Genomic DNA, 16,328 nt, shown 5'->3' with positions numbered 1-16,328 from the left:
GGCGTGGTTTGAGGCGTTCGCCTTAGGGCCGCCGCGTTTTTGCTTCAATCGACGGCTTAAAGCAACCCGTGCGATTTCGCGTAATCGCGTAGTGCGTCGTTGATGCGAGTTTGCCAGCCAGCGCCTTGCGCTCTATAGGCTGCGACGACATCGGGATCGATTCGTAACTTCAGCGCGATTTTTGCGTCCGCAGATTTGGGGCGTCCGCGGCGCTTCAGCATTTGTTCGGCGGCAGGCTGACCGAACAGTTCGGGCAGTACCGCTTCCGCCGGGCGCGCTCGGGTGAACTCCGCCTCGCTCCAAGCGGGATTGTCATCTGCTGGCTCATTCACTTTTCGCTTGCTCATATCGCCTCATATCGCCTGATTTCTCGCTGGTTCGCCTTGCGCAGACTGATGACGTGCACCTTACCGTCGCGAGGCGTAAATACCAGCATGTGCAACCGATCGTCGATATAGCCGAGCGCCTGGAACCGTCGTTCCGGATACTCCCTTCGACCGTCTTCCACTATCAATGCGTCGGCCATTTCGAAGTCACGCGCTGCCTCGAACGATAGTCCTCGATCGATGACGTTTGCTCGGCTCTTGCTTGGATCGTACGAGATGTCCAGCAAATAGTGTACCCCCGATAAATCACTTGTCAATGCTTATTTGTACCCCCGTAAATTGAATTCGACTCTACAAGGCTTGAGATTCAGACGGATTGAGGAGTCCGGGCGGCTGGACGTCGATTCTCCAGCTTTCTGGGAACCTGGACGAATGAAAGTCTTTTGCTTTTAAAAATTCAATAAAATTAACGACTTGTGTCACGTTGCGCATTGGCATCGACCTTGCAATCGATGGACCCCACGAGCGGTCGCCCTGGCCTCTCGAATCATTCCTAAGCTGGGAGACAACCGATGCGTCCTCTAAAGAAGCCCTTCTATAAGATCCTCTATCTGCAGGTCATCGCGGCGATCATCGCCGGCGTCGTGCTCGGGCACTACTCGAGCGCCCTCGCCATCGACATGAAGCCGTTCGGGGACGCATTCATCAAGCTCGTGAAGATGGTCATCGGTCCGATCATCTTCTGCACGGTCGTCACCGGCATCGCCGGCATGGAGGACATGAAGAAGGTCGGCCGCGTCGGCGGCAAGGCGCTGCTCTATTTCGAAGTCATCTCGACCTTCGCGCTCATGCTCGGTCTCATCGCCACGCACGTGCTGAAGCCGGGCGCGGGTTTCAACGTCGACGTCCACTCGCTCGACGGCAAAGCCGTGGCTTCGTATGCGGCGAAGGCGCACGGCCAGAGCGCGGTCGACTTCTTCATGCACATCATCCCGAGCACGATCGCCGATGCGTTCGCTCAAGGGGAGGTGCTCCAGATCCTGCTGATCGCCCTGTTGTTCGGCAGCGTGCTCGCGACGATCGGCGAACGCGGCAAGCCCGTCACCGAGTTCATCGAAAGCCTCTCGCAGGTGCTGTTCGGGATCGTGCGCATCGTGACGAAGCTCGCGCCGATCGGCGCCTTCGGCGCGATGGCCTTCACGATCGGCAAGTACGGCCTCGGCTCGCTGCTGCCGCTGATGAAGCTGATCGGCACGTTCTATCTGACCTCGATCGTGTTCGTGCTCGTCGTGCTCGGCACTGTCGCGCGCCTCGTCGGCTTCAACATCGTCCGCTTCGTCGCCTACATCAAGGAAGAGATGCTGATCGTGCTCGGCACGAGTTCGTCGGAAGCCGCGCTGCCGCAACTGATGGGCAAGCTCGAGAATCTCGGCTGCTCGCGTTCGGTCGTCGGACTCGTGGTGCCCACGGGCTACTCGTTCAATCTCGACGGCACCAACATCTACATGACGATGGCCGTGCTGTTCATCGCGCAAGCAACGAACACCGATCTCACGCTCATGCAGCAGCTCACGCTGATCGCCGTGGCGATGCTGACGTCCAAGGGCGCGAGCGGCGTGACGGGCGCCGGCTTCATCACCCTCGCGGCGACGCTCGCCGTCGTGCCGACGATTCCGCTCTCGGGCATGGTGCTGATCCTCGGCATCGACCGCTTCATGAGCGAGTGCCGCGCGCTGACGAACATCGTCGGCAACGGCGTGGCAACGGTCGTCGTCTCGGCTTGGGAGAAGGAGCTCGACCGCTCGAAGCTGCGCGCGGCGCTCGGTCGCGGCGGCCGCGCCGTCGAGGCCGGGGCGGAGACGAACACCGCCGGCGTTTGATGCGCTTGGGGCGGGTGTCCGGCCGGATGGCTATGCCACAATAGGCCAGGTTTTTGTCCGGAATCCGCCATCGTGACGCGCCGTCTGACCGTCGTTCTCGTGCTTTCCGCGGCGCTGCTCGCAGTGTGCGCCGCAACCTGGCGCATCACGTGGCTGCGCGGGATCGACGTGTTGCAGCAGCAGGCCGCCGTGCGGGCCGACCGCACGGCCAGCGCGCTCGGCGACACGCTCGAGCGCTACGAATCGCTTTCCTATCTGGTGGCGAGCCATCCCCTCGTCGGCGAGGCGCTCGATACGGGTTCGCCCGACGCGATCGCGCGAGCCAATCGCTATCTCGAAGACGCGAACGCGCACGCGCATGCAGACGTCACCTACATCATCCGTGCGGACGGCCTGTGCCTCGCGGCCAGCAATTGGGACCGCTCGGACAGCTTCGTCGGATCGCAGTACCGATTCCGTCCGTATTTCGTCGATGCGATCGGCGCGCGCGTGGGCCGCTTCTTCGGCATCGGCACCGTCTCGCACGTGCCCGGCTACTACATCTCGCAGCCCGTTCGCCGCAACGGGCGCATCGTCGGTGCGGCCGTTCTCAAGCTCAATCTCGAATGGTTTCCGGGTACGGACGCCAATGAGCCGGTGCTCGTCGTCGACAAGCACGGCGTGATTTTTCTGTCGTCGGTGCGCGCTTGGAAATACCACGCGGTGCGGGACCTGCCCAGCAGCGTGGCGGCTTCAATAGAACAGACGCGCCAGTATGACGGGGCGCCGATCGCGCGGCTGCCGATCAGGCCGGTGCGTGCGCTCGATACCCCCGGTGCGCGAATCGTGCGCATCGGCGCTCGCGGCCCTTCACCGTATTACTTGCTGGCACAGCGTCCGATCAGTGTGCCCGATTGGCAGTTGATGACGCTGGCTCCGGTGAACTCGGTTATCGACGATGCGCGCAATGCGACCGCCGCCGTGGGGTTCGGCTTCATCTCGCTGTGCTTGCTCGCGTTCTACTGGCGCATGCGCCGCGCGCGGGCACGCGATATGGAGACCGGGCGCGCGATGCTGCAAGCGGCCTACGCGGAATTGAACCGGCGTGTCGAGGCCCGCACGGCCGATCTGTCCGCCGCCAACGCGCAATTGCAGACCGAGGTGGCCGAGCGCACGCGCGCCGAAAACGAGTTACGCGCGGCGCACGCCGAGTTGCTGCAAACGAGCAAGCTCGCCGCGCTCGGGCAAATGGCCGCCGGCATCACGCACGAACTCAATCAACCGCTCGCGGCGCTGCGCACGTTTTCCGACAACACGCGCATCCTGATCGAGCGCGGTGCGCTGCCCGACGCGCGCGAAAACTTGGAGGCGATCGCCGCGCTGACCGATCGCATGGGGAAGATCACGAATCAATTGAAGCTGTTCGTCGGCCGGGCGCAGCCGAGCAATGCGTGTTCGCCGCTCGCCCGGGCGCTGCGCAACGCATTGCAACTGCTGCGGGAGCGGCTGCAGCGCGTCCCCCTTCAGGTGCGCATACGTGAGCTCGCCGGGGAATTGCCGCAAGTGCCGCAAGTGCCGCAATTGCCGGATGCGCCGCCGCCGGAAACGGCAGGCGATGCGAACGCTTACCAACTGCTGGATCTAAATGACGAGTCCTCGGCTTTGATTGCCTATTGCGACGGCCTGCGTCTCGAGCAGGCCCTCATCAATTTGATCGGCAACGCGCTCGATGCGATGGAGTCGATGGAATCCGCAGCGGCCCCGCGCCTGTCGATCGATATCGACGCGGGTCGCGACGCGCTGGCGATCGCCGTGCGCGACAATGGCCCCGGTATTCCCGACGACGTGCTGCCGCGGCTGTTCGAGCCGTTCTTCACGACGAAGGAAGTGGGCAAGGGGCTCGGACTCGGCTTGGCCATCGCGTCCTCGATCGCGCGCGATTGCGGCGGATCGCTTGCTGCACGCAACGAGTCGGGCGGCGGCGCCGCGTTCGTCTTGACGCTGCGCCGGGCAGCCTTGCCCGCGCACGCGGCCGTGGCGCAGCGCGACACCGCTTCGCCAACCTAGTGCTGGTTCGGTGCAAACTTTTTAGGTCTCCTGAATTTCGAAACCGGTATGAACGCGACGACGACCGACAACCCACAAGTGATCTTCATCGAGGACGACGAACTCGTGCGGCGAGCGAGCGTGCAAAGCCTGCAATTAGCCGGGCTTGCGGTCAGCGGCTACGGATCCGTGGAGGCGGCGATGGACGCGCTCGGTACCCTCGACGAGCGGTTCGCGGGCGTCATCGTCAGCGATGTCCGGCTACCCGGCGCGAGCGGGCTCGATCTCCTCGCGCAATGCCACGACACGGCTCCGGACGTTCCGGTCATCCTCGTGACAGGGCACGGCGACATCTCCATGGCCGTGCAGGCGATGCGCGACGGCGCCTACGACTTCGTCGAAAAGCCGTTCGCCTCCGAGCGGCTGGTCGACACCGTGCGGCGTGCGCTCGAGCGCCGCCGCCTCGTTCTGGAAAACGTCGCGCTGCGCCGCGAGCTGGCCGCGCGCGATGCCCTAGTGCCGCGCATCATCGGCCGCAGCGCGGCGATCGGCGAGGTGCGCCGGCTCATCGTCAATATCGCGCCGACCGACGCGCCGGTGCTCGTCATCGGCGATACGGGAGCAGGTAAGGAACTCGTCGCCCGCAGCCTGCACGAGTTGTCGCCGCGCGAGGAGAAGCCGTTCGTGGCCGTCAATTGCGGTGCACTGCCCGAATCGATGTTCGAGTCGGAAATGTTCGGCTACGAACCCGGCGCTTTCACCGGCGCGGCGAAACGCCGCATCGGCAAACTGGAATATGCGTCGGGCGGGACGGTGTTTCTCGACGAGATCGAGAGCATGCCGCCGCCGTTGCAAGTGAAGCTGCTGCGCGTGTTACAGGAAGGCACGCTCGAGCGGTTGGGTTCGAACCAGCCCGTGCGCGTGGATTTGCGTGTCGTGGCGGCGGCCAAGGGCGATATGCAGGCGCTCGTCGCGGCAGGCACGTTCCGGCGCGATCTGCTCTATCGGCTCAACGTCGTGACGATCGACGTGCCGCCGCTCGCGGAGCGCCGCGAGGACATCGTGCCGCTGATCGAACACTTCGTGCTCGAGGCCGCCGTGCGCTACGGCCGGCCTGCGCCAATGCTGACCGCGCGCCAGCGCGCGGATCTCATGGCGCGCGATTGGCCCGGCAACGTGCGCGAACTGCGCAACGCGGCCGACCGGCTCGTGCTTGGGATCGACACCGCATCGAGCGCAGGCGTGGCCGGCGGCGGGCCGGCATGCGCGCTGAAAGAGCGCGTCGAACAGTTCGAGCGGGCGGTCATCGCCGAAGTGCTCGAGCAGCACGGCGGCGCGGTTTCGGCCGCGGCGGACGAACTGCAGATCGGCAAGGCGACGCTCTACGAGAAGATCAAACGATACGGCCTCGCCGAACGAGGCGAGGCCGGGAAGGAAGGAGGCTAAGACTTTAAGTTCGGCGCGCGGCGCGGATCGTGTGACGTCGAGCGCCGATGGGCTAGGACGCCGGTTCAGGCTCAGGCCGAGCCGAGCGCCTTCTTCAGCAACTGGTCGAGTTCGGCGAACTGCGGCTCGCCGACGTAGCGCTTCAGAATCGTGCCGTTTTTGTCGACGACGAACGTCGTCGGCGTCATTTGCACGTTGCCGAACTGCTTGGCCGCGGTGCCGTCGTCCATGGCCACTTTGAACGGCAGCTTGCGCGTTTGCGTGTAGTTGACGACGTACATCGGCGCATCGTATTGCATCGCGACGGCGACGAACTCCAGGCCACGGCCCTTGAAGCGGTTGTACGTGTCGACCATCTGCGGCATTTCCTTGATGCAGGTTTCGCAGTCGGTCGCCCAGAAGTTGACGAGGTAGACCTTGCCCTTCAAGTCGGACGTCGACACCTTCTGCCCTGACAGCAGCGTGAACGTTGCTGCGGGCACGTGCTGGCTGCGGCCGAACGTGAAATAGCCGGCGATCGCAATCGCCGCGGCGGCGCAGGCGAACGCGACGTAGCGCAGCGCTCCGTTGCGGCGGGCGGGGGAAACTGGGGTTTGGCTCATGGTGACGACCTCGTGCGGACGATCGCGGCGGACAAAATGCGGGTGGCTCGATGGCAGGCGGCCCGGTCGGCGCGATTCGGCGTCGCCATTTTACCCGTATTCGGCGAAAACGGCCGACGGCTGCCGTCACCGGCCGGCTGAAGGCTCGCAGGCTTGACCGCGCGATGGCGGATAATGGTGTTTTCGCCGATGTGTCTCGTTTCGATCCCTCCGCCGTCTATGCGCCTGTCTCGCTTGTCTCGCCTTTTGTCTTATTTTTCGTCGTGTCTTTCGCGCCTGCGCGGGCTTTCTTCGGTCGGACTGCCAGTGCTGGTCGGCGTGACGCTGGCCGCCGCGTGCTCGCCGGCCTACAACTGGAGAACGGTGACGGATGCGGCCGAAGGCTATGCCATCGATTTGCCGGCCAAGCCATTCGCCGACGAGCGGCAGGTCGACATCGCCGGCAACGCGCTGCCGATGCACGTGCGGGCGGCGCATACGCAAGGCGCTGTCTTTTCGATCGCGGTCATCGATCTGCCGCGCGACGACGACCAGCTGCGGCAAGCCGTGGCTGGCGCTTTGCGCGGCGCGCTTGCCCGCAATGTCAGCGCGGCTCCGGCCGAGCATGCGGTGCAAGTGCCGGTGGCGGCAGGAGCGGCCGCGCCCGGTGTGGATGTCGTCGCGACGGGGGCGGCAGGCGAGGTGCACGAGCAGCGGACGATTCACGCTTGGATCGCCGCCCGCGGGCGGCATGTCTATCAGGCGGCCGTCATCGCGGCGCATATGCCGCCGCAGGAGCAGTCCGATCAATTTTTCGGCTCGCTGAAGCTCGAGTAGTTGGCGCATTTCGACGAATGATAGGGGCACATGCGAGTGAAGGTTCCATCGCAAGAAATGACGCTAATCCCCGGATTTCTCATGGGTTTTTCGGCTATCCACAGAGGGTGTGGATAAGTCTGTGGGGAAATCGTCTCCGTCGGTCCGAGAAGCCCACAGGCTGGCCTTGTTGACGCATTGCACATGAACGCGGCACTCTGAAAAAGATCATAAAAATCAAGGGAATGTGGCCGGATGCTCACGCGCTGCCTTTAAACGGGCGTCAGATGTAACAAACTGGCAATGTGTGCATAAGTCAAGTCTTGACAGCGATTTTTTCGTTCTTACGATCTGAAAAATGGCGGGTAGGCGGGGGCGATTTTGTGATGTGGCCCGTGTTTACCTGACGGGCTCGATCCGAACGGGGCGGCGACCTTTGTCGGCTACTTCGGACAACGAAGGGTGGTGACATATGCTCGACACTTCGATGCTCGCCGGATCTAGTGAGGAGACACCCCCGGCCGAAGCGCGCTTCCGGCATTGGAGCAGTGTCGCTTCGGAAATTGACGTCATGAAAGTCATGAACTACGATGGTGACATGACCAAGCTCACAAACCGCGCCGCCAGCTGCGACGAACATTCGCCCCATCTCGCAACCAATGAGAATGGGGTCACCGATGCAACTTACGTAAGCAAAAAAGGGGCGCATCAATCGGGCGTAGTCGTTACTTTTCTCGTGGACGGCCGACCTTTGGCGTGCAGGTTTTTTCCGAACGACTCCAAGACGATGCAGGACCAGCGAAACTCAGCCGTCCGTGCCGATAAGCTTTTGGAAATCTGTAACGGCAAGCGCGCGCAAGCGCGGGGCGGTTTAAAGGAGGCTCGGCTTATCGGTCGGCCCCTTAAGACCGTGGCTGCGCGGGCTGAGTATCAGAGTTTGGCCAAAGAGGTCCTAAAGCAGATCCATAGCAGGCCGGCGGCGCGTGCTGTGGATGTCCTTGCGTGTGCGTTCGCAAAAGTCTCTGCAGAGGCCCAAGTTAGCGCCGCTGGCACGTTGGCAGCGGCTGTAAAGAAGCCGGAGCAATTTTTTTCCAAGGTAGCGAGCACGGAGAAAGCACCAAGCGAAACGGGCGACCCGCTGGCGGCTGCTCGAGCGCGTGGGCGTCGGTTTGCCCTGGAAATGTATGACAGTCCGGACAACCTCGGATTGCTGGAGGCACGCGACTACGCGGGCCGCAATGAGCGCTCGATTAATGAGGAGCGTCAGAAGGGGGCGCTCTATGCGCTGCTTCCGCCTGGGAAAACACGTGGTTTTCGGTACCCTAAGTGGCAGTTCGACGCAGAGCCCGATCGTCTGAAGGCTGCGCTGCGGCCCTTCGTCGACGCAAAATCGAACTGCTGGGTTATTCATTCGTTCATGGTGTCCAAGCGCGACGCCCTTCGCGGAAGATCTCCTCGAGAGATCGTTCTCGACGTTAAGGAGGACGTGAACCACGTTGTCGACCTCGCGGTCCGGGATCTCGTTGGCGACCAGGGGGCGATTTGACGATCGAGGAGAGCAGCGCGCCTGCGAGCTTCGATTGTCCGCTTCCGCCGGAGGGCTTTGACAGCGCGCGGATACCGACCCATGAGTTGAATCTGTCGGTGACAAACCTGCATCGGATCCACCGGCGAACCTACGACCCGATTCATTACAACCGACGCGCGGTCACAGGCACGACGTATCGGTTCGAGCGCCCAACGACGAATATGGGGTGTTGTACGCGTCGCCGTCATTGGAAGTGTGCTTGGCAGAGTCGATTATGCGAGGCCGATATCATGGTATTGACGCGTCCGCCCCGCACATGATCGACGAATCGGACATCACGGAGCGGTCTGTTGCGACGCTCGGTCTTGACGAGGCGAGGCCTCTGCGCCTTGCGGATTTGACCGCGCCATTGTGGCGCTTTGGCTTCAATGCCGGTGTGCTGTCGGTGCCCGACTACACGGTGCCGAATCTCTGGAGCCTCGCGATACACAATAACGTCCACGGGCTAGACGGGATTTACTTCGTGTCGCGCTACGCAAACGCCCCCTCGGTTGCGGTCTTCAGCGATCGAGCAGTGCTCGTCCCCCGTGGAGACTCGATCCCTCCGGCTCGCCACAGGGCGCTTCCGGGATTTCTAGACCGCTATGAAATCGGGATTGCCCCCGGTGGCGTCGACTGGCGCACTCCCGACGCCTAACGCGGTTCGGCAATTAGCCGACCGATGCAGCTAGCCGATCACCCGGTCGGAAGGACTCGCCGGTATTGAATCGCTTCCGCGATGTGCCCAGCATTCGGTGTGACATCGCCGGCCAGATCGGCGATCGATCGTGCCACCTTCAGCACTCTGTAATAAGCCCGCGCCGACCATCTGAAGCGTTCGCTCGCCTCGCGCAGCAGCGATTCGCCCGCGCAATCCAGGCGGCAAACCTCGTCGGTCTCGCGCCCCGTCAGTTCGCGATTGCACTTGCCCTGTCGACGGATCTGCCGCTCCCGGGCCAGGGCGACGCGTCCCGCGACCACGGCGCTCGGCTCGCCGCTTTCCGCGGCGCGAGCGCTCAACTCGGCCGGCGTCAGCGCCGGCAACTCGATCTGAATGTCGATGCGATCGACTAGCGGGCCCGAGAGTTTGCGGAGATAGCGTGCCGCCATGTCGGACGTACATCGGCACCGCCCACCCGGATCGCCGCGCCAGCCGCACGGACACGGGTTCATCGCCGCAACGAGTTGGCAAGCGGCCGGGAAATCGGCCTGCAGCGCCGCACGGGAGATCGTGATGCGGTCGACCTCCAGAGGCTCGCGCAACATCTCCAGCACATGGCGATCGAATTCGGGCAACTCGTCGAGAAATAGGACCCCGAGGTGCGCCAGCGTGATCTCTCCGGGCTGCGGCGGATTGCGTCCACCCACGAGCGCGGCCGCGCTCGACGAGTGATGAGGCGAGCGAAACGGCCTTTGCCGCCAGTGCGCCGGCGAAAAACCATACGCACTGGCCGAAAGCAGCGCGGCCGAACTGAGCGCTTCGTCGTCCGTCATCGGCGGCAACAAGCTCGGCAACCGCGCGGCCAGCATCGATTTTCCCGCCCCGGGCGGGCCGACCATCAGCACGTGATGTCCGCCCGCGGCGGCCACTTCGAGCGCGCGTCGCGCGCCATGTTGCCCGATGACGTCCGCCATGTCGGGCGGCGCGGCGCCTGGTGCCACCCGCTCGATCGGAGGCGGCGCGATCGGGACGAGCCGCGCGTCTCGTTCCCCGCTAAGGTGCGCGCAGAGCGAAGGCAAGTCTGCTGCACCGAACACGGCCACGCCGGGCACGAGCGCGGCTTCTCCCGCGCTTGCGGCCGGCAAATACAACTCGGGGATGTCGCCGGGCGGGTCGCTCGAATCGTGCGGCGACGCACCGCCGCCCGCCTCGTTGCCCATGTTTGCGCGTACCGGGGGCGCCGCCATCAACGACGGCAAGCCGCGATGACTGCGCGCCGTCCCGCACGCCATCGCGAACGCCCCGCGCATGGGCCGCAGCGCACCCGTCAGTGAGAGTTCGCCCGCAAACTCGCGCTCGGCGAGCGAGGCGGCCGGGATCTGCGCGCTCGCCGCCAGGATGCCGAGCGCGATCGGCAGATCGAAGCGCCCCGATTCTTTCGGCAGATCGGCAGGCGCCAAATTGACAGTGATACGGCGGACTGGGAAATCGAAGCCGCAGTTCTGCAGCGCGGCGCGCACGCGCTCGCGGCTCTCTCGGACTTCGAGATCGGGCAAACCCACAATCGAAAACGACGGGAGCCCGTTGGCAAGATGAACTTCGACGGTTACTTCAGGCGCGCGGCCGGCGGCCGGCGCGCGCGAACGCACCACGGCAAGCGACATGGCATCTCTCCGGATCGGACGGCATCCGAGAGGCGCCGTCATGCAGAGCCGGCCGGCTCTGCGGCCCGGGCTCGATATTTCGTCGTGAGGCGAGCGCCCGCTTGCGCGATCGGGCGTGCGCGCCGTTGCGGCGCGCTGGGGACTAAGACTCTTGCGACGTGGCGAGCCGCTGCTCGAGCTCTGCCACGCGGCGCTCGAGTTCCTCTAGACGCGTGCGCGTGCGCAGCAGCACCTGCGTTTGCGTATCGAATTCCTCGCGCGTGACGAGGTCGAGCTTCGAAAAGCCCTGCGACAGCATGGCCTTCACGTTGCGCTCGACGTCCTTCGCGGGCGAATTCTTGAGCAGATCGCTCATGCGGTTCTGAAAATCCTGAAATAAATCATTGGGTTGCTTCATTTTGTTCCCCTTCGTTGCACAAAAAATGTGCAGCTGTTCTCCCGACTTGCGCCACCGGCGCACACATGACCGAAGTTGGTGCGTCGTATGGCGCGCGCTCGTGCATCGACGAGCACCGTTGGTGCGTACCCGAATCTTGGGCGTGCGAACACTCTAGCAACGATCGAAGGGCCGCGCCAGCGGAACGGCCCGTCGTTGGCCGTTCGGCCGGCTCGGCGGCCAAGTACGCACGCCTCGTTCCCGGCTCCGCCGGGGCTCGCATGGCACGGCTGTTGCTTTTATGGCCCCACGAATCGGGGGCTCGCACCCGACGCCGGCGGAATTGCCGGCACGGCGCGCGGCAACACAGCACAGTTTTCGCAACGAAAAGAGGACTTTCATGAAGCTCATTACCGCAATCATCAAGCCGTTCAAGCTCGATGAGGCGCGCGAGGCGCTGTCGGCGATCGGCGTGTCGGGCATCACGGTCACCGAAGTGAAGGGTTTCGGGCGTCAGAAGGGACACACCGAGCTCTATCGCGGCGCCGAGTACGTCGTCGACTTTCTGCCGAAGGTCAAGATCGAGGCCGCCGTGTCGGACGACATCGTCGAGCAGGCAATCGAAGCGATCGAGCGCGCTGCCCGCACGGGCAAGATCGGCGACGGCAAGATCTTCGTCACGCCGATCGAGCAGGTGATTCGCATCCGCACCGGGGAAACGGGCGCCGAGGCCCTGTAGTTCGAAATCCAAGATTCGAATATTTAGCGACAAAGAGGAAACCGAAAGATGCGCAAACTATTGATGTCCTTGGCGATGGCCGCCACGCTGCTCGCGGGCAGCCTGGGCACCGCGCTCGCCGACGACGCGTCGTCGGCCCCCGCCGCGGCCGCGTCCACTCCCGCCGCCGCGGCCCAGGCGAGCGCAGCGTCGAACGCCGCAGCGCCCGAAGCGTCGGCCCCCGCCGCGGCCGCACCCGCGGCTGCCGCCGCGCCGGCCACGCCGACGGCCCCGTTCTCGGTCGACGCCTCCAAGATCAATTCGGGCGACACGGCCTGGATGCTGACCTCGACCGCGCTCGTGTTGTTCATGACGATCCCCGGCTTGGCGCTGTTCTACGGCGGCATGGTGCGCAAGAAGAACGTGCTCGCCACGGTGATGCAAAGCTTCGCGATCACCTGCGTCGTCACGGTGATCTGGACGGTGATCGGCTATAGCCTCGCGTTCACGCCGGGCAACGCGTTCATCGGCGGGTTCTCGCGCGTGCTGCTGGCCGGGATGAACTACATCCACGGCGACAAGGCGACGACGCTCACCGTGAGCCACCTCGCGCCGACGATTCCCGAGACCGTCTATTTCGTCTATCAAATGACGTTCGCGATCATCACGCCGGCGCTGATCACCGGTGCGTTCGCCGATCGCATGAAGTTCTCGGCGATGCTCGTGTTCATGTCGCTGTGGTCGATCATCGTTTATGCACCGATCGCGCACATGGTCTGGGAACCGACGGGCTGGCTCTCGTCCGCCGGCATTCTCGACTTCGCAGGCGGCACCGTCGTGCACATCAACGCCGGTATCGCGGGCCTCGTTTGCGCCCTGGTGCTCGGCAAGCGCGTCGGCTATGGCCGCGAGGCGATGGCGCCGCACAACCTGGTGCTGACGCTGATCGGCGCCGCGATGCTGTGGGTGGGCTGGTTCGGCTTCAATGCCGGTTCGGCGGTCGCGGCTGACGGCCGTGCGGGCTTCGCGATGCTGACGACCCAAGTGGCGACCGCTTGCGCGGCACTCGGCTGGATGTTCGTCGAGTGGATCGCGAAGGGCAAGCCGTCCGCGCTGGGCATCGCGTCGGGCGCTGTGGCCGGCCTCGTGGCGATCACCCCGGCGTCGGGTTACGTCGGCGTGGGCGGTGCGCTCGCGATCGGCTTCATCGCCGGTGTCGTCTGCTTCTGGTCGGCGACCTGGCTCAAGATGAAGCTCGGCTACGACGATTCGCTCGACTGCTTCGGCGTGCACGGCGTGGGCGGCATCGTCGGCGCGCTGCTGACGGGCGTGTTCGCGGTCAAGGACATCGGCGGCGCAGACGGCAGCCTGCTGCTGCAAGCCAAGGGCGTGCTGACGACGCTCGTCTACAGCGGCATTCTGAGCTACGTCCTGCTCAAGATCATCGACCTCGTCATCGGCCTGCGCGTGGCCGAAGAGGAAGAGCGCGAAGGTCTCGACGTGGTGCTGCACGGCGAACACGTCGAGTAATCGACACCATAAAAGGCAGGGCGGGCGGATCGGAAGCCGGCCCTGCTGTCGGGACGGCCCCGCTGTCTGGACCCTCGATCCTCAGAAAGAGATTGAAGCGCGATTTTTGCCCGCCACTCGGCGGGCTTTTTTGTTGCTCGTTCGTCACATGGGACACCCCTCGGCCGTCTTTGATCGGGTGCAATATTGACCCTGCCCCCTATCGGGTCAATAGCGACCGCCGAAGGGCAATGCCCTTGCGTTCCGCCAAACCACCCCCAAATCGGCTAGGCAATTGCTCTACAATCTTTTTCTCCCCTGTTCATCGAGTAATCAATGGTCCCGCACCTAGTAACGGCGTTAAACGGTCCTCTGCTCGAACTGGAGCGGAAGATCCTCGACGCCACGCCGGCGATCGAGCGGTGGTTCCGGCTCGAATGGCAGGAGCACACGCCGCCGTTCTATTGTTCGGTCGACTTGCGCAACGCGGGCTTCAAGCTCGCGCCGGTCGATACGAATCTGTTCCCCGGCGGCTTCAACAATCTGCCCGAGGAAGTGCTGCCGCTCGCCGTCCAGGCGGCGATGGCCTCCATCGAGAAGATCTGCCCCGATGCCAAGAACCTGCTCGTGATCCCCGAGCGCCACACGCGCAACGCGTTCTACCTCGAGAACGTCGCGCGGCTCGCGATGATCATGCGCCAAGCCGGCTTGAACGTGCGGTTCGGCACGCTCGACGAGAACATCGTCGGCCCGGTCACGATCCCCCTGGCGGACGGACAGAAGATCGTCCTCGAGCCGCTCGAGCGCACGCCGCGCCGGCTCGGCCTGAAGAATTTCGATCCCTGCTCGATTCTGCTGAACAACGATCTGTCGGCGGGCTTGCCGCCCGTGCTCGAGAACCTGCACGAACAGTACGTGCTGCCGCCGCTGCATGCGGGCTGGGCCGTGCGCCGCAAGTCGACGCACTTCTCTTGCTACGACGACGTCGCCAAGAAGTTCGCGAAGCTCGTCGAGATCGACCCGTGGATGGTGAACCCCTACTTCACGCGCGTCGAAGATGTCGATTTCGAGGCGCGCACGGGGGAAGAAGCGCTGGCCGATGCGATCGACGCCGTGATCAAGAAGATCGCGCGCAAGTATCGCGAATACGGGATCGGCGAAAAACCGTACGTCGTCATCAAGTCCGATGCGGGCACCGACGGGCGCGGTGTGATGACCGTGCACGACGCGTCGGAAGTCGCGAATCTCACGAAGGGCGAGCGCTCGCGCATGTCGGCCACGAAAGAGGGGCTGCAGGTGCACGACGTCATCGTGCAGGAAGGGGTCTATACGTTCGAGCGGATCGGCGAGGAAGTGGCCGAGCCCGTCGTCTACATGATCGATCGCTATGTCGTGGGCGGCTTCTATCGCGTGCACGGCAGCCGCGAGCGCGATCAGAACCTGAACGCGCCCGGCATGCACTTCGTGCCGCTCGGCTTCGAGCACACGGCCTTGCCCGATGCGCACGCGAAGCCCGGCGCGGCGCCGCCGAACCGCTTTTATATGTACGGCGTCGTCGCGCGGCTCGGGCTGCTCGCGGCGTCGGTCGAACTCGAAAAGACGGACCCGGAAGCGATTCAAGTCTGACCGGCGCGCGCATCCAACGAACGAGAGCCCGGACTCGGGCAGCAGGGGTTTCATGGACATTCTTTTCATTGCCGATCCGCTGGCGAAGTTCAAGATCTACAAGGACACGACCTACGCGATGATGGCCGAGGCCGCGCGCCGCGGCCATGTCGTCTATGCGTGCGAACCGCAGCATCTGGCCTGGACGGGCGCGAATGTCGAGGCCACGGTGAGCCGCGTCGGTATCGTCGGCGATACGGCCGACCTGCATCGTCATCCGTGGCACGAGAGCGGTGCGCCGGAGAACCGGACGCTGACGTCGTTCGGCGCCGTCGTGATGCGCAAGGATCCGCCGTTCGACATGGAGTACGTGACGTCGACCTGGCTGCTCGAATTGGCCGAGCGGGCGGGCGCGCGCGTGTTCAACAAGCCGCAGGCGATCCGCGACCATTCGGAAAAACTCGCGATCGGCGAATTTTCGCAGTTCGTCGCCCCGACGCTCGTGACGCGCGATCCCGCCCGGTTGCGCGCGTTCCATGCCGAGCACGGCGACGTCATTCTCAAGCCGCTCGACGGTATGGGCGGCATGGGGGTGTTCCGTGTGACGCGCGAGGGGATGAATCTCGGCTCGATCGTCGAAATGCTCAGCCACGACGGCGCACGTTCGGTGATGGCGCAAAAATTCATTCCCGAGATCGCGGCCGGCGACAAGCGGATCTTGCTGATCGGCGGTCAAGCCGTGCCGTATTCGCTTGCGCGGATTCCGCAAGGCGGCGAAGTGCGCGGCAATCTGGCGGCTGGCGGGCTCGGCGTCGCGCAGCCGCTGAGCGCCCGGGACCGCGAGATCGCCGATACGCTCGCGCCCGTGCTGGCCGCGCGTGGGCTGCTGCTCGTCGGCCTGGACGCGATCGGCGACTGGCTGACCGAGGTCAATGTCACGAGCCCCACTTGCTTCCGCGAGATCATGGAGCAGACCGGCTTCGACGTGGCCGCGCTGTTCGTCGACGCACTCGAGCGCGCGGCTGGATGAGCCGCCCGCGCGGGGGCGGGCTATGCGTGGGTTAGGGAAAGATGCGCCTGCTACAATGACCGCTTCCTGAGACGGTTCGCTCGCCGGGCGCGCCTTTCGCATACCGCGGCCTCGGCCGGTGGGG

General features: G+C 64.3%; 15 protein-coding genes. 10 read left to right on the top strand and 5 right to left on the bottom strand.

Going from position 1 to position 16,328, the window contains the following annotated elements:
* Positions 1 to 56: 56 nt before the first annotated feature.
* Both DWV00_RS06025 and DWV00_RS06020 read right to left on the bottom strand, forming a co-directional pair.
* Complete coding sequence (locus DWV00_RS06025) at positions 57 to 347, bottom strand: BrnA antitoxin family protein (protein WP_115532618.1); 291 nt, start codon at positions 345 to 347, stop codon at positions 57 to 59.
* Positions 344 to 613 (bottom strand): BrnT family toxin, encoded by a 270-nt coding sequence (locus DWV00_RS06020; protein WP_425452723.1) that lies wholly within the window; start codon positions 611 to 613, stop codon positions 344 to 346. The genes DWV00_RS06025 and DWV00_RS06020 overlap by 4 nt, the downstream gene beginning before the upstream one ends.
* Before the next feature lie 285 nt (positions 614 to 898).
* Here DWV00_RS06020 and DWV00_RS06015 point away from each other — a divergent pair, with 285 nt between their 5' ends.
* The 3 genes from DWV00_RS06015 to DWV00_RS06005 all read left to right on the top strand — a co-directional run bounded on the left by DWV00_RS06015 (position 899) and on the right by DWV00_RS06005 (position 5,677).
* Complete coding sequence (locus DWV00_RS06015; RefSeq protein WP_115532617.1) at positions 899 to 2,206, top strand: dicarboxylate/amino acid:cation symporter; 1,308 nt, start codon at positions 899 to 901, stop codon at positions 2,204 to 2,206.
* Between the two features lie 72 nt (positions 2,207 to 2,278).
* Positions 2,279 to 4,252: a sensor histidine kinase gene (locus tag DWV00_RS06010; protein ID WP_115532616.1), complete on the top strand. Its 1,974-nt coding sequence runs from the start codon at positions 2,279 to 2,281 to the stop codon at positions 4,250 to 4,252.
* 48 nt (positions 4,253 to 4,300) lie between these two features.
* Positions 4,301 to 5,677: a sigma-54-dependent transcriptional regulator gene (locus DWV00_RS06005; protein ID WP_115532615.1), complete on the top strand. Its 1,377-nt coding sequence runs from the start codon at positions 4,301 to 4,303 to the stop codon at positions 5,675 to 5,677.
* Between the two features lie 71 nt (positions 5,678 to 5,748).
* On the opposite strand, the gene DWV00_RS06000 is transcribed toward DWV00_RS06005, so the two are convergent.
* Positions 5,749 to 6,279: a TlpA disulfide reductase family protein gene (locus DWV00_RS06000; RefSeq protein WP_115532614.1), complete on the bottom strand. Its 531-nt coding sequence runs from the start codon at positions 6,277 to 6,279 to the stop codon at positions 5,749 to 5,751.
* 306 nt (positions 6,280 to 6,585) lie between these two features.
* Between DWV00_RS06000 and DWV00_RS05995 the strand changes: the two genes are divergently transcribed.
* The 3 genes from DWV00_RS05995 (at position 6,586) to DWV00_RS05985 (ending at position 9,299) form a co-directional block, all read left to right on the top strand.
* Positions 6,586 to 7,095, top strand: a complete 510-nt coding sequence (locus DWV00_RS05995; RefSeq protein ID WP_115532613.1) for a hypothetical protein — start codon at positions 6,586 to 6,588, stop codon at positions 7,093 to 7,095.
* A gap of 550 nt (positions 7,096 to 7,645) precedes the next feature.
* Positions 7,646 to 8,620: a hypothetical protein gene (locus DWV00_RS05990; RefSeq protein ID WP_147297845.1), complete on the top strand. Its 975-nt coding sequence runs from the start codon at positions 7,646 to 7,648 to the stop codon at positions 8,618 to 8,620.
* Between the two features lie 208 nt (positions 8,621 to 8,828).
* Positions 8,829 to 9,299, top strand: a complete 471-nt coding sequence (locus DWV00_RS05985; protein ID WP_245964737.1) for an RES domain-containing protein — start codon at positions 8,829 to 8,831, stop codon at positions 9,297 to 9,299.
* A gap of 38 nt (positions 9,300 to 9,337) precedes the next feature.
* On the opposite strand, the gene DWV00_RS05980 is transcribed toward DWV00_RS05985, so the two are convergent.
* Both DWV00_RS05980 and DWV00_RS05975 read right to left on the bottom strand, forming a co-directional pair.
* Positions 9,338 to 10,966, bottom strand: a complete 1,629-nt coding sequence (locus DWV00_RS05980) for a YifB family Mg chelatase-like AAA ATPase (RefSeq protein ID WP_115532611.1) — start codon at positions 10,964 to 10,966, stop codon at positions 9,338 to 9,340.
* A 142-nt stretch (positions 10,967 to 11,108) separates the two neighbouring features.
* Entirely contained in the window at positions 11,109 to 11,363 is a 255-nt protein-coding gene (locus DWV00_RS05975) for an accessory factor UbiK family protein (protein WP_115532610.1), read from the bottom strand.
* Between the two features lie 379 nt (positions 11,364 to 11,742).
* Here DWV00_RS05975 and DWV00_RS05970 point away from each other — a divergent pair, with 379 nt between their 5' ends.
* The 4 genes from DWV00_RS05970 (at position 11,743) to gshB (ending at position 16,204) form a co-directional block, all read left to right on the top strand.
* Positions 11,743 to 12,081 (top strand): P-II family nitrogen regulator, encoded by a 339-nt coding sequence (locus DWV00_RS05970; protein ID WP_115532609.1) that lies wholly within the window; start codon positions 11,743 to 11,745, stop codon positions 12,079 to 12,081.
* 48 nt (positions 12,082 to 12,129) lie between these two features.
* Entirely contained in the window at positions 12,130 to 13,590 is a 1,461-nt protein-coding gene (locus DWV00_RS05965; protein ID WP_181885369.1) for an ammonium transporter, read from the top strand.
* A 315-nt stretch (positions 13,591 to 13,905) separates the two neighbouring features.
* The gene (gene gshA, locus DWV00_RS05960; protein WP_115532608.1) at positions 13,906 to 15,195 is read left to right on the top strand and encodes a glutamate--cysteine ligase; all 1,290 of its coding nucleotides are present in this window, start codon (positions 13,906 to 13,908) and stop codon (positions 15,193 to 15,195) included.
* A 52-nt stretch (positions 15,196 to 15,247) separates the two neighbouring features.
* Positions 15,248 to 16,204 (top strand): glutathione synthase, encoded by a 957-nt coding sequence (gene gshB, locus DWV00_RS05955; RefSeq protein ID WP_115532607.1) that lies wholly within the window; start codon positions 15,248 to 15,250, stop codon positions 16,202 to 16,204.
* Positions 16,205 to 16,328 lie beyond the last annotated feature (124 nt).

It is taken from the genome of Trinickia dinghuensis (assembly GCF_003367175.1).
GTDB lineage: Bacteria > Pseudomonadota > Gammaproteobacteria > Burkholderiales > Burkholderiaceae > Trinickia > Trinickia dinghuensis.
This window is presented reverse-complemented; position numbering and strand designations above follow the sequence as displayed.

Coding starts and splice junctions, on each gene's coding strand:
- DWV00_RS06000 (WP_115532614.1), bottom strand. CDS start 6,279: ATGAGCCAAACCCCAGTTTCCCCCGCCCGCCGCAACGGAGCGCTGCGC.
- DWV00_RS05990 (WP_147297845.1), top strand. CDS start 7,646: ATGAAAGTCATGAACTACGATGGTGACATGACCAAGCTCACAAACCGC.
- gshA (WP_115532608.1), top strand. CDS start 13,906: ATGGTCCCGCACCTAGTAACGGCGTTAAACGGTCCTCTGCTCGAACTG.
- DWV00_RS05965 (WP_181885369.1), top strand. CDS start 12,130: ATGCGCAAACTATTGATGTCCTTGGCGATGGCCGCCACGCTGCTCGCG.
- DWV00_RS05970 (WP_115532609.1), top strand. CDS start 11,743: ATGAAGCTCATTACCGCAATCATCAAGCCGTTCAAGCTCGATGAGGCG.
- gshB (WP_115532607.1), top strand. CDS start 15,248: ATGGACATTCTTTTCATTGCCGATCCGCTGGCGAAGTTCAAGATCTAC.
- DWV00_RS05975 (WP_115532610.1), bottom strand. CDS start 11,363: ATGAAGCAACCCAATGATTTATTTCAGGATTTTCAGAACCGCATGAGC.
- DWV00_RS06015 (WP_115532617.1), top strand. CDS start 899: ATGCGTCCTCTAAAGAAGCCCTTCTATAAGATCCTCTATCTGCAGGTC.
- DWV00_RS06005 (WP_115532615.1), top strand. CDS start 4,301: ATGAACGCGACGACGACCGACAACCCACAAGTGATCTTCATCGAGGAC.
- DWV00_RS06025 (WP_115532618.1), bottom strand. CDS start 347: ATGAGCAAGCGAAAAGTGAATGAGCCAGCAGATGACAATCCCGCTTGG.
- DWV00_RS05980 (WP_115532611.1), bottom strand. CDS start 10,966: ATGTCGCTTGCCGTGGTGCGTTCGCGCGCGCCGGCCGCCGGCCGCGCG.